Below are 10,373 nucleotides of genomic sequence, written 5' to 3'. Positions count from 1 at the left end.
CCGGCGAACGGTACGACGCAAAAAGGGATTGACCTTTGAAAGCCCGTTACAGAAGGGTGGGTTAGCTGTGCGGCTGCGCGAAGCGCGGCCGCGCGGCGTAGCCCACCGCTTCGGTCGCTGCGGAAGCGCAAGCGGTGGGTTACGCCTTGCGCCGTTCCGATTGATGGACCACGCTTGTGAGCGGCTAACCCACCCTACGCACCGTGATCTTCCCGGAGTGGTGTTTGGGGCCATCCTATTGCGGCAATCCGCAACGCTCTCCAAGGACACAGCTCTCGTAGGGTGGGCAAAGGCGCCCTTGCGCCGTGCCCACGAGGTCTCCATGAGTCCGAGAGAACGTGGGCACGTCGCGCGACGACGCGCGCCTTTGCCCACCCTACGAGAGCATGGCTACAGGTCGAAATTCGTCGGCATCATCACGACGTCACGGATGGTCATGCCGCGTGGCCGAGTCAGCATGAACATCACCACTTCCGCGACTTCGCTGGCCTCCAGCAGGCTGCCCGAATCCCTCGCTTCCCTCAGCTTCTCGGCCGGCCAGTCCGCGAGCAGCGCGGTGACGACAGGGCCGGGCGAGATCGAGCCGACGCGAATGCCGTGCTTGAAGACCTGGCGCCGCACGGTCTGGACGAAGCAGTTGATCGCCCATTTCGACGAGGCATAGACCGGCTCCCATGGCGTCGGAAAATGCGCCGCCAGCGAGCTGGTGACGATGATGTCGCCGCTGCGGCGCGCGATCATGTGCGGCAGCACGTCGTGCACGTTCTTCATCACCACGTTGACGTTCAGGTTCAGCATCCGGTCGATCGCGGTGGTGTCCGCATCAACGAGATCTCCGCCGACATAGCTGCCTGCGTTCGCGTGGAAGATGTCAAGCTGCCCCGCCTTCTCCAGCACACGCGGCAGCAGCGCCGCGCAGTCTTTGGGGTCGAGCAGGTCCACCACCAGCGGGATCACGGCGTCGCCGTGCTTGTTGCGAAGCGTGTTGAGCGCGGCCTCGTCGCGGTCGACCATCACCACGCGCGCGCCCGCGGCCAGCATCGCTTCAGAGCTCGCAAGCCCGATGCCCGACGCCGCGCCCGTCACCGCCGCAACCTTGCCTTCCAATGCTCTTGCCATGAGATCACCATTTTGCTGGGAGCGGCAGTATAGCGATGCGAGGCGCGCTCGCGAAGCAGATCGCCGGCCTCGTAGGGTGGGCAAAGGCGCAAAGCGCCGTGCCCACGGTCTCTCTCCGAATCCGGCAGAACGTGGGCACGGCCCGCGAAGAGCGCGCCTTTGCCCACCCTACATCCCATCATCCTCACCCCGCATACGCCTTATCCAACTCCGCAATCACGAGCTTCCGCATCCCCATCATCGCCTGCATGACGCGGTTCGCCTTGGTGCGATCAGGATCGCTGAGATAGCGGCCGAGCGCGGACGGGATCACCTGCCAGGACAGGCCGAACTTGTCCTTGAGCCAGCCGCAGCGGGATTCCTCGCCGCCGTCGGCAGTGAGCGCTTGCCAAAAGTAATCCACCTCCTCCTGCGTCTCGACGCTGATGAAGAACGACACCGCCTCGTTGAAGCGGTATTGCGGCCCGCCATTGAGCGCGTGGAAGCGCTGCCCTTCGAGCTCGAACACCGCCATGAAGTCGCTGACGGTCTCGACCTCAGCGTTGGGGAATACGGATTTGTAGAAGGCGACGGCATCAGGAACATTGTTGTCGAACCAGAGAAACGGCGTGATGGAGGTCATGTCAGGATATCCTTTGCCTTGGACCAGGCGCGCACACGCACGCCGTCGCACGAAGGACGAAGGCGGGGGCGATAATCCGACAGGCGGAATAGCATTTTTTGATCCGGAGAGCGGCCTCCGCCAAACGGATGATGCCGGGGTGTCCCCCGATCGACGTCGCGTGCGGACACTTGCCAGGACGTGACAGCAGCGATACGACTTTGAGTGGAAAAATCGCGTTGGAACAGCCGGGCCTCAACCGGCGCGCATGTCGAGGATGCCGCCGCATGAGCGACGATCTCTCCGGTGTCTGGGACGGCACTTACATCCAACCCGGCACGGGAATGGTCACGTTCACGGCGACGCTGGTCGAGGCCGGCGGCGCGCTCTCAGGCTGCGTCACCGAACCATGCTCCAATCCGCGCTGCCCGGTGCGGATCCACAGCGCCTCGATCACGGGCCATCGCGCCGGCAGCGTGGTATCCTTCGTCAAGCGCTACGAGCCGCCCGGCTATGGCTTCGACATCGTCAACTATGACGGCATCATGAACGGAGAGGCGACCGAGATCGACGGGCGCTGGCGCCTGCCTGGCACGTCAGGATCGTTCCTGATGATTCGCTCCGGCAAGCGCGCGCAAGCCGCCACCACCAACAAGCGAGCCACGACGCCCGCCCGCAAATAAGGGAGCCACCATGCTGACCCTCTATTCCTACCCGGAGCTGTTCGGCGTCGCCGACAACAACGGCTATGGGCTCAAGGTCTACGCCTTCCTGAAACTGTCAGGCGTCCCGTTCGTGCATGAGCACATCTTCGATGCCTCCGCCGCACCGCGCGGGCAGCTGCCTTATATCGTCGACGACGGCGAGACCATCGGCGATAGCGAGACCATCATCGCGCATGCGATCGCAAAATATCATCTGACCATCGACGCTGCGCTGTCGCCGACGCAGCGCCGCACCCATCATCTCGTGACGCGCATGCTGGACGATCTCTACTGGGTGATGTCCTATTCGCGCTGGAAGGACGAGCGCTATTATCCCGCGTTTCGCGACGGCTTCATCGCGCAGCATCCGCAAGTCGACGCTGCCGGCTTCGAGAAGGCCAAGGCCTACAATGCGCAGCGCTATCACTACCAGGGCATCGGCCGCTACGCGCCGGAGCAGGCCTATGCGCGGGGGCTTGCGGATCTGCAGGTGCTGGCCGAGATCGTGCCGGCGAGCGGTTTCGTCGATGGCGAGCGGCCCACCAGCTGCGACGCCGGCATCTACGGCTTCATCGCGAATATCTACTATTTCCCGATCCCGACGCCGCTGAAGGCGTTCGTCGACGCGCATGGCAATCTCGTCGCGCATTGCGAGCGGGTGCATGCGATGGTGTCGGCCTAATCGGCGGTCTCGTAGGGTGGGTTAGCCCTGCGGTTGCGCGAAGCGCGGACCGCGGGGCGTAACCCACCATTTCTGTCACCGCGGAAACCAAAGCGGTGGGTTACGCATTTCGACCGCGCTTCGCGCCGTCGCAACGCTAACCCACCCTACGGCACCGTGCCCTACTGCATCGTGATCGCAAGACCGGAGAGATCGGCATTCGCCATCAGGCCGGTCTGGGTGCCCGACAGCTCCAGCACCGCGCCCTTCTGGTTGGTCAGCACGATGGCGCGGGCGCCGCGGCCGACGGCAAGACCTGCCCCGGCAGCGCCGTAGACGCCGGCAACGTCGGAGGGCCTGACGATGTTGGAGACGCGACCGCGCAGCACGGTCTTGGAGCCGCCGAAGACGAGGCCGTAATCGAGCCCGCCGGTCGACAGCCCATAGGAGCGGCCGTGGAAGTTCAAAACGCCCGAACCGCCGGAGCCGCCGATGAACCAGCCGGCCTTGTAGATCGTCAGCACCACGGTGCCGCCGTCGGCCTGCGCCGCGGTGGAAAGGCCGGCAAAAGCGGCCATGGCGATGAGCGCGGCACGCAAGGTGGAAGCAATCTTCATGAGGCGTCTCCGGGGCTATTTTTCTCGGAAGGAAAAGCGAATCAGACGCCGCAATCTATCCGATCGATCGCGGCGGCAACATGATGGGGCGTGGCCCATGAGGCGCGAGATGCAACGATGAATTCGACTGTCATCACCCGGCTCGACCGGGCGATCCAGAATTCCAGAGGCCAGCGTTGAAAAGCTCGCTCTCACCACATCCGCCACGGCGTACTGGATGCCTCGGACGAGCCGGGGCATGACAGCCGAGTTCTTGGCGCTACAGGGGCCCTCATGCCCACACCCATCCCCATCATGCCATTCTGCCACTGTTTTGCCCGACGGGTCAACGCACATTTCTTCCTTCCCGAATTTCCGGTCTTGCCGATCATTCTACTGTGCATGGGGTTGTTTTCGCGTTTTGTGTTGGAGCAGGCCGCGCATCCCGCTACGCTTCTTCCAAATTACCCGCACCCTCCGAGGCCCCCATGCCGATCCAGCATTTTGCGCCCCCGCCGCACGTCAAGGCGCCGCCGCTCTCCTTCGCGACCCGTGTCGGCGACCTCTTGTTCGTGTCAGGCATTCCCGGCTTCGATGCCCATGGCGCGCTGCCTGACGGCTTCGAGGCGCAGTTCGCCAACGTCGTCGTCAACATCAAGCGCGTGCTGGACGAGGCCGGTGCCACGACGCGCGACCTCGTCAAGGTCAACGTGCTCTTGACCCGCCCCACTGATGTTGCCGCGATGAATGCGCTCTATGCCGGCGCGTTCGGCCCGCCGCCATTCCCTGCACGCACCACCTGCGTGGTGCAGGCGCTGCCCGATCCCAAAATGCTGATCGAGATCGAGGCCGTGGCGTCGCTGGCGAAGTGAGCGTGTGTGTCCTGCAGGGCACGCAGCCAAACCAAGTGGTCGCGCCGGTCTGACATGTCCGTGAAAGCCGGCTCGGCGGCTTGCAAAGCAGCTGTTTTTACCGCACGAATTTTCGGTTCACCCGTCCAGACTAAGGAGATTTTCCATGCGTCGCGTTTTCGCCCTTTGTGCCGTTGCCGGCATCGCCAGCTCCGTCTTTGCCGCGCCCGCCTCCGCAAAGGTCGGCTATTACGTGATCCGCTGGGACAACACGGGCATCTGCCAGGTCTGGAACGAGGACCTGCACTACAAGCCGCTGCAGTGGGGCGTCTCGACCTACAAGGTCGTCAGCAAGCCGCTCCCGACCTTCGCCCAGGCTTCCGACCTCCAGATCAAGATGCGTGGCGAGCGCCGCTGTACGCTCTGAGCCATCAGGCCGGTCCTGATATCGAGGGCGGGTTGCGCATGCAGCCCGCCCTTTCCTTTTGGCGGCTTTGAACCTGATCAGCACACGGAACTACTCACCTCTTGTCCGGGGCGCAGGCTGAGGCAGCGCTCCGCACTCCTCCCCGTCATTGTCGGGAGGCGCATCACATCTTTCAATTGAGGAGCTGATCCATGCGTCGTCGTATTTCCATGCTCTGCGCTGTCGCCGGTCTTGCCGCTGCCGCTTTCGTCGCTGCGAGCCCCGCCGAAGCCGGCTATCATTTGATCCGCTGGCAGGACAGCGGCTTCTGCCAGATCTGGGACGAGAGCATTCCGACCACGCCGTGGCCCGCCGGCTATCATCGCGCCAGCGCGACCGTTCCGACCTTGGTCGACGCACTGGCGATAAAGGACAGCGCGCTCAAGGCCGGTCACTGCCGCTGGTAAGTCTTCGATCGGCGGACGACAGGGCCGGGCAAGGATGCGGCGCTAGCATCCTTGCCCGGTGATTTTTTGCCTCCCGAACAGGAGCAGCTCGATGCGCGCACGGACCACGACGCTGGCGGCCCTCGCCGCTTCGCTCCTGCTTGCCGCAGCGGCGCAGGCGCAAGCCCCGCAATCCTTCCGCGTCATCTCGCCGATCTTCGGCCAGCTCGTCGCCTTCGCGATGCCGTCGAATTTCGCGGCGGTGCTCGAGAACACCAAGGGCGGCCACTACATCCGCGAAGCCGTGCTGAAGGGCGAGACGCCCGAGCGCTGGACGCAGATGATCACGATCACCGGCGAAAAGGGCATGACGCTGAGGCCAGGGAGCTCGCCGGAGATGTTCGCGGGCAGCATCGCCGGCGGCTTCAAATCGGCCTGCCCCGATAGCTTTGCGGCGCGACCCCTGGGCGAGACCAGGTTCGGCCGCTTCGAGGGCTTTGTCGCGGTGATCGGCTGCGGCCGCATCGACAGCGGCCCGACGCGGCACAGCGAGACCACGCTGCTGATCACGCTGAAGGGCACGAGCGACTATTACACAATCCAATGGGCCGAGCGCGGCCCCGAAAGCGACGAGCCGCCGGTCAACGACATCAGCTGGCAAACGCGCCTGCGCGACCTCAGTCCGATTGATCTCTGCCCGATCATGCCGGGCGAAGCCGCGCCCTATCCGAGCTGCGTCAACAAGAGCTGAGCGCTCTCAGGCGTCCTTGTGCGCGCCGGGATGAATCAAAACATCGCGCGCGGCCGCGAGTTCGATAAAGGCCTGCGCACTGCCGCCCTGGTCAGGATGCATGCCCTTGGCGGCGCGGCGATAGGCCTGGTTGATATCCTCGCAAGTGAGCTGCACCGCGAGCGGCAGGCCAAGCATCTTGCGGGCCCGATCCTCGCTGGACAGTTTCTTTGGCGCCGCGTTGCGACGGCCAAAGCGCGGCGCAGTCAGATCATGGACGACGTCGAGGATCACGCCGATGCGGCGACGCGCGGCCAGCGTCACTCCGTGATCGTCATTGTCCGCGGCCTGGCGCAGCACGGGCAGCGCTTGCTCGGCCGCCTGGCGCAGCGTGGCATCCGTGCTCATCCTGATGATCTCGGCCACCAGCCGGCCAGCCTCGGCCCAATCCGCCGCGTCGGCCGCCCGCAGGCGCTCGAGCGCCAGTTTCCAGGATTCAAGTCGTTCCATCATGCGCGCAACGTTTAGCAACGCGGACGAGTATGCCAAGGCCGCCGTTTCCGCCGCCTTAATTTCGGGTTAGCCTTTCATGAAACTTAGAAACGAATCCGGGAGAAAATTGCCATGGCATTGCTCGCAAACCACATCGCTGTCGTCACGGGCGCCGGATCCGGCATCGGCCGGGCGATTGGCGCCGGCTATGCCCGCGAGGGCGCGCAAGTGGTGCTGCTCGACGTCAACGCCGCCACGGTCGCGGAGGCCGCCGAGGAGATCCGCAAGGCCGGCGGCAAGGCTACGAGCTTCGCGCTCGACGTGACCAGGCGTGACGACTGTTTCGCACTGGCCAAGCAGGTCGCCGATAAGGTCGGGCAGGTCTCGATCCTCGTCAACAATGCCGGCATCACCCGACGCAATGCCTTTACCGCCGAGACTGAAGCGGTGGCGAAGGACTGGAACGACATCATCTCGCTCAACCTCAACGGCGTTTTCAACACGACGCAGGCGTTCCTCAGCCCCCTGCGCGCAACCAAGGGGCGTATCGTCAATATCGCCTCGATCCAGTCCTTCGTGCATCTGCGCACGCCGAGTTCGGCGGCCTACACCACTTCGAAGCATGGCGTGCTAGGCTTCACCAAGGCGCTCGCGGTCGAGCTCGGCAAGGAGGGCGTGCGCGTCAACGCGATCGGGCCGGGCTTCATCGAGACCAACCTCAACGCCCATGTGCGCGCCACCAATCCGGCGTTGGTGCAGGCCTTCGTCGACCACACCCCGCTCGCGCGCACCGGCAAACCCGAGGACATCGTCGGTCCCGCGATCTTCCTCGCGTCAGACCTGTCGTCCTTCGTCACAGGATCGATCGTCATGGTCGACGGCGGATATCGCACGGTGTGAGCGAGATCAGTCCGCATCGCTATGCATCTCGTGCCAATCGCGGCAACGCGGCGGCATTCCCAAGGTCAATTCGTAGCGATCGCTTGGAATTAACCTTTCATTAACCAAAGCCGGCCACCGTAGATCTACGGATCGTTTGTTCTCGATCCGCTTCCAAGGACGGAAGCGGGCGTTGATCGGGGAGTGTATTGATGACCACTGTTCATGTCGCGGCGCCCGAGCAGGGCACGCAATTGCTTGCACCTAATGAGATTGTTCCACTGTTGATCGGCGCGACCGTCGGTGAGGTCGAACGCGAGCTGGTGTTGCAGACGCTCGCGCGCTGCGACGGCAACCGCACGCGTGCCTCGCGCGTGCTCGGCCTGTCGGTACGCACGCTGCGCAACAAGATCAGGATCTATGCGGCCTCCGGCATCGAGGTGCCGGCCTATCACGACTAGCGCGTGACGGCGCCGAAGAGCATCCGGTACAGCTTCGCGCCGGCAAGCAGTGACGTCGTGATGATCGCGTCCCAGGCCGCGGTCAATACGATTGCGCACAACGCGAAGGCCGTCAGTATCGCCCATGACGGCTGCTGCTCCTTGGCGTAGCCAACCGGGACGACCTCGGGGCAGGATGCCGTCTTGCGGCGCCGATTGATGTTGATCTAGCCCGCCACGACGCGCGGGCGGAATTGCTGCTGCCCTCAAACGCCGCTAAGTAGCAAGCGTGCCAAGAGGGAGCAGCGGCGTGGCAGACGATCAGGGACGGCCGGGACCGCAGGGTCCGCGCGGACGGCAGGGCGAACCGGGACGGCCGGGGCCGCAGGGTCATCCAGGCAAGCGCGGCCCGGACGGCGCACGCGGCAAGCCGGGACCACAAGGCAAGCCTGGACCGACCGGAAAGGCCGGACCGCAGGGCAAGCCTGGCTTGCCAGGCAAGCCAGGCGAGGCCGGTCCGCGGGGTGCCGCAGGACCCCAGGGCCCCGCAGGATCTCAGGGCCCCGCAGGACCTCAAGGCCCGGTCGGTCCGCAGGGCCCGCGCGGCGAGCCGGGCCCGCCCGGCCAGTTGCCATCGATCGAGCAAGTGCTGCCGTGGCTCGATCAGCTGTTCGGCGCCTGGGACGAGCGCCGCCGCCAGCGCGAGCAGGAAGCCGCCGAACGCACCGCCCTCGAAGCTGCAGTGCAAGAGGTTGAAGATGGGTCCTCGGATAACGATAGCGACGAGGACGAAGGCGACGAGCCCAAGAAAAAGAAGAAAAAGAAGAAGCACGGCCAGAAGGGCTAAAGCATAATCCGGAAAATACGAAGCGGTTTTCCGAAAAAGATCATGCTCAAACCACGAGCTAAAGCGCGATGATTCATCCTAATCTCATCGCGCTTTGCGCCGTTACTTCGCCTGGTTGTCACGTCGCGGCACCATGCCCATGCGCTCGAACTGCCAGCGCATGGCGCGGTACCAGAGATAGCCGACAGCCGCGCCGCAAACCGCCAGGATCACCACGTTCGCGCTCGAGAACGAGCCGCTCCACCACATCATCCACGCTGTCCACAACAGCGTGAATATGATTGCACCTGCTTTCAGCGGAAGAAGGGGACGGCTCATGGTTCCTGCTCCGGGTTGTCAGAACCCCGGCAGACATCATCGCGCGTCACGGCCAACGCCACCGTGAGGCAGGTCACGGTGGGACTTTGTGTAACGTCTAGCCGAAGCGCAGACGCGAACGCTCCTTCGCCTTCTCCGCCTCGACCTCTCGGTCGCGCGCCGGCGCGTGGGTGTGCAGCGAGGTCAGTAGTTTTCGCGCAGCCTCTGAAACCTCCGCCACCGCCCGGTCGAAGGCCGCTTCATTGGCTTGTGAGGGCTTGTTGAAGCCGGAGAGCTTTCGCACGAACTGAAGCGCGCTGGCATGGATCTCCTCCTCCGTCGCCGGCGGCTCAAAATTGAACAGGGTCTTGATGTTGCGGCACATGCAGTCTCTCCCGGTGATGTCCTCATAAGACGGTCGGCGAAGCCGAAATCCTACATCCATCCGGAAACTTCTGCTAAGGTCCACGCCAACTGACGCGAACGAATACGTCTATCAATGGGAGGCCTCGCATGACTACAACGCCGCCGAGGCGCTCGAGGCCTCGCTGCTGCTGATCAATTCCGCCGACGACGAGCGTAACCCGCCCGAGACCGGGATCACGGATGCCGCGATGAAGCGGGTCAAGAACGGCAAGCTGTACCTCATCCCCGCGAGCACCGAGACGCGTGGCCACGGCACCACCAGCAACGCAGAATTCTACAACGAACAGGTCCGGCAACTGCTGCAAACCGCACCGCAGCGCACGATGTAGACATCTTCCAGCGACCTCAATATCGCAACGCATCATGTGTGCCGCCCCGCGCCGCATATTTTTTGAGCATGCAATGAGCCGACGGCTCGGGCTTAATCGCGTCAACGATACGAATCGACCACGCGATGAGGAGGATTTGCATGCACAGGCTTGCGCTGTGCGTTTGGCTCGCCGCGACGACGGGAACCGCGCTCGCGTTCGACAATGGCCAGTACGATAGCGTTCCACCCGACATCCGTGCGTGGTTCAAGAGCGTAATCGCGCCGAACGGCGTACCCTGCTGCGACATCTCCGATGGCCACCGCACGGACTACGACGTGCGCAAAGGTGCGTACTGGGTGCCGATCGAGGGACAGTGGATGGAGGTCCCTGAGCGCGCCATCATCCGCGATCGCGGCAATCCGGTCGGTCAAGCCGTGGTGTGGTACGTCCACCACCGCGGCGCCATCATCATCAGCTGCTTCGTGCCGGCCGACGCCGTCTGACGTCTCAAGCGGGAATTCATTGGCGGACGTAGCCCGATCCGGTAGTTTGACGCCGAGCTCATCC

The 10,373-nt window shown here is 64.0% G+C and carries 16 protein-coding genes and 1 pseudogene; 11 read left to right on the top strand and 6 right to left on the bottom strand.

What is annotated here, in order from left to right:
- Positions 1-390: 390 nt before the first annotated feature.
- Complete coding sequence (locus HYH07_RS35525; RefSeq protein ID WP_220006810.1) at positions 391-1,119, bottom strand: SDR family oxidoreductase; 729 nt, start codon at positions 1,117-1,119, stop codon at positions 391-393.
- A gap of 184 nt (positions 1,120-1,303) precedes the next feature.
- Entirely contained in the window at positions 1,304-1,741 is a 438-nt protein-coding gene (locus HYH07_RS35520) for a VOC family protein (protein ID WP_220006809.1), read from the bottom strand.
- Between the two features lie 266 nt (positions 1,742-2,007).
- On the opposite strand from HYH07_RS35520, the gene HYH07_RS35515 reads away from it, so the two are divergent.
- Both HYH07_RS35515 and HYH07_RS35510 read left to right on the top strand, forming a co-directional pair.
- Positions 2,008-2,403 (top strand): hypothetical protein, encoded by a 396-nt coding sequence (locus HYH07_RS35515; RefSeq protein ID WP_220006808.1) that lies wholly within the window; start codon positions 2,008-2,010, stop codon positions 2,401-2,403.
- Positions 2,404-2,413: 10 nt separating this feature from the next.
- Positions 2,414-3,106, top strand: a complete 693-nt coding sequence (locus HYH07_RS35510; RefSeq protein WP_220006807.1) for a glutathione S-transferase family protein — start codon at positions 2,414-2,416, stop codon at positions 3,104-3,106.
- 161 nt (positions 3,107-3,267) lie between these two features.
- Here the strand turns inward: HYH07_RS35510 and HYH07_RS35505 are convergent, their stop codons facing one another.
- Positions 3,268-3,702 (bottom strand): hypothetical protein, encoded by a 435-nt coding sequence (locus HYH07_RS35505; RefSeq protein WP_220006806.1) that lies wholly within the window; start codon positions 3,700-3,702, stop codon positions 3,268-3,270.
- Positions 3,703-4,169: 467 nt separating this feature from the next.
- Between HYH07_RS35505 and HYH07_RS35500 the strand changes: the two genes are divergently transcribed.
- The 4 genes from HYH07_RS35500 (at position 4,170) to HYH07_RS35485 (ending at position 6,135) form a co-directional block, all read left to right on the top strand.
- Entirely contained in the window at positions 4,170-4,553 is a 384-nt protein-coding gene (locus HYH07_RS35500; RefSeq protein ID WP_220006805.1) for a RidA family protein, read from the top strand.
- 145 nt (positions 4,554-4,698) lie between these two features.
- Positions 4,699-4,959, top strand: a complete 261-nt coding sequence (locus HYH07_RS35495) for a hypothetical protein (RefSeq protein WP_057754219.1) — start codon at positions 4,699-4,701, stop codon at positions 4,957-4,959.
- 191 nt (positions 4,960-5,150) lie between these two features.
- Positions 5,151-5,405 (top strand): hypothetical protein, encoded by a 255-nt coding sequence (locus HYH07_RS35490; protein ID WP_220006804.1) that lies wholly within the window; start codon positions 5,151-5,153, stop codon positions 5,403-5,405.
- A gap of 91 nt (positions 5,406-5,496) precedes the next feature.
- Positions 5,497-6,135 (top strand): hypothetical protein, encoded by a 639-nt coding sequence (locus HYH07_RS35485; RefSeq protein WP_220006803.1) that lies wholly within the window; start codon positions 5,497-5,499, stop codon positions 6,133-6,135.
- A gap of 6 nt (positions 6,136-6,141) precedes the next feature.
- On the opposite strand, the gene HYH07_RS35480 is transcribed toward HYH07_RS35485, so the two are convergent.
- Positions 6,142-6,627, bottom strand: a complete 486-nt coding sequence (locus tag HYH07_RS35480; RefSeq protein ID WP_220006802.1) for a J domain-containing protein — start codon at positions 6,625-6,627, stop codon at positions 6,142-6,144.
- 111 nt (positions 6,628-6,738) lie between these two features.
- Between HYH07_RS35480 and HYH07_RS35475 the strand changes: the two genes are divergently transcribed.
- The 3 genes from HYH07_RS35475 (at position 6,739) to HYH07_RS35465 (ending at position 8,772) form a co-directional block, all read left to right on the top strand.
- Positions 6,739-7,506: an SDR family NAD(P)-dependent oxidoreductase gene (locus HYH07_RS35475; protein WP_220006801.1), complete on the top strand. Its 768-nt coding sequence runs from the start codon at positions 6,739-6,741 to the stop codon at positions 7,504-7,506.
- 191 nt (positions 7,507-7,697) lie between these two features.
- Complete coding sequence (locus HYH07_RS35470) at positions 7,698-7,946, top strand: helix-turn-helix domain-containing protein (protein WP_057754205.1); 249 nt, start codon at positions 7,698-7,700, stop codon at positions 7,944-7,946.
- A gap of 289 nt (positions 7,947-8,235) precedes the next feature.
- Positions 8,236-8,772 carry a collagen-like protein gene (locus HYH07_RS35465; protein WP_220006800.1) on the top strand — a complete coding sequence of 179 codons (537 nt, stop codon included), beginning with the start codon at positions 8,236-8,238 and terminating at the stop codon, positions 8,770-8,772.
- Positions 8,773-8,874: 102 nt separating this feature from the next.
- Here HYH07_RS35465 and HYH07_RS35460 read toward each other — a convergent pair whose 3' ends face one another.
- Both HYH07_RS35460 and HYH07_RS35455 read right to left on the bottom strand, forming a co-directional pair.
- On the bottom strand, positions 8,875-9,090 hold the full coding sequence (locus tag HYH07_RS35460) for a hypothetical protein (protein ID WP_057754199.1): 216 nt from the start codon (positions 9,088-9,090) through the stop codon (positions 8,875-8,877).
- A 97-nt stretch (positions 9,091-9,187) separates the two neighbouring features.
- A complete protein-coding gene (locus HYH07_RS35455; protein ID WP_057754196.1) occupies positions 9,188-9,454 on the bottom strand; it encodes a DUF2277 domain-containing protein in 267 nt (88 codons plus the stop codon).
- A 91-nt stretch (positions 9,455-9,545) separates the two neighbouring features.
- Here HYH07_RS35455 and HYH07_RS35450 point away from each other — a divergent pair.
- A pseudogene (locus HYH07_RS35450) lies at positions 9,546-9,824 on the top strand (hypothetical protein); the annotation flags it as partial.
- Between the two features lie 140 nt (positions 9,825-9,964).
- Positions 9,965-10,309: a hypothetical protein gene (locus HYH07_RS35445; protein WP_220006799.1), complete on the top strand. Its 345-nt coding sequence runs from the start codon at positions 9,965-9,967 to the stop codon at positions 10,307-10,309.
- Positions 10,310-10,373 lie beyond the last annotated feature (64 nt).

Origin of the sequence: Bradyrhizobium sp. BR 10261, from assembly GCF_019455395.1 — a bacterium.
Taxonomy (GTDB): Bacteria; Pseudomonadota; Alphaproteobacteria; order Rhizobiales; family Xanthobacteraceae; genus Bradyrhizobium; species Bradyrhizobium manausense.
This window is presented reverse-complemented; position numbering and strand designations above follow the sequence as displayed.

Excerpts from the sequence above, each read along its gene's own strand:
- HYH07_RS35520 (WP_220006809.1), bottom strand. The coding sequence starts at position 1,741 with ATGACCTCCATCACGCCGTTTCTCTGGTTCGACAACAATGTTCCTGAT.
- HYH07_RS35455 (WP_057754196.1), bottom strand. The coding sequence starts at position 9,454 with ATGTGCCGCAACATCAAGACCCTGTTCAATTTTGAGCCGCCGGCGACG.
- HYH07_RS35485 (WP_220006803.1), top strand. The coding sequence starts at position 5,497 with ATGCGCGCACGGACCACGACGCTGGCGGCCCTCGCCGCTTCGCTCCTG.
- HYH07_RS35490 (WP_220006804.1), top strand. The coding sequence starts at position 5,151 with ATGCGTCGTCGTATTTCCATGCTCTGCGCTGTCGCCGGTCTTGCCGCT.
- HYH07_RS35515 (WP_220006808.1), top strand. The coding sequence starts at position 2,008 with ATGAGCGACGATCTCTCCGGTGTCTGGGACGGCACTTACATCCAACCC.
- HYH07_RS35500 (WP_220006805.1), top strand. The coding sequence starts at position 4,170 with ATGCCGATCCAGCATTTTGCGCCCCCGCCGCACGTCAAGGCGCCGCCG.
- HYH07_RS35495 (WP_057754219.1), top strand. The coding sequence starts at position 4,699 with ATGCGTCGCGTTTTCGCCCTTTGTGCCGTTGCCGGCATCGCCAGCTCC.
- HYH07_RS35480 (WP_220006802.1), bottom strand. The coding sequence starts at position 6,627 with ATGATGGAACGACTTGAATCCTGGAAACTGGCGCTCGAGCGCCTGCGG.
- HYH07_RS35505 (WP_220006806.1), bottom strand. The coding sequence starts at position 3,702 with ATGAAGATTGCTTCCACCTTGCGTGCCGCGCTCATCGCCATGGCCGCT.
- HYH07_RS35510 (WP_220006807.1), top strand. The coding sequence starts at position 2,414 with ATGCTGACCCTCTATTCCTACCCGGAGCTGTTCGGCGTCGCCGACAAC.
- HYH07_RS35470 (WP_057754205.1), top strand. The coding sequence starts at position 7,698 with ATGACCACTGTTCATGTCGCGGCGCCCGAGCAGGGCACGCAATTGCTT.
- HYH07_RS35525 (WP_220006810.1), bottom strand. The coding sequence starts at position 1,119 with ATGGCAAGAGCATTGGAAGGCAAGGTTGCGGCGGTGACGGGCGCGGCG.
- HYH07_RS35460 (WP_057754199.1), bottom strand. The coding sequence starts at position 9,090 with ATGAGCCGTCCCCTTCTTCCGCTGAAAGCAGGTGCAATCATATTCACG.
- HYH07_RS35475 (WP_220006801.1), top strand. The coding sequence starts at position 6,739 with ATGGCATTGCTCGCAAACCACATCGCTGTCGTCACGGGCGCCGGATCC.
- HYH07_RS35445 (WP_220006799.1), top strand. The coding sequence starts at position 9,965 with ATGCACAGGCTTGCGCTGTGCGTTTGGCTCGCCGCGACGACGGGAACC.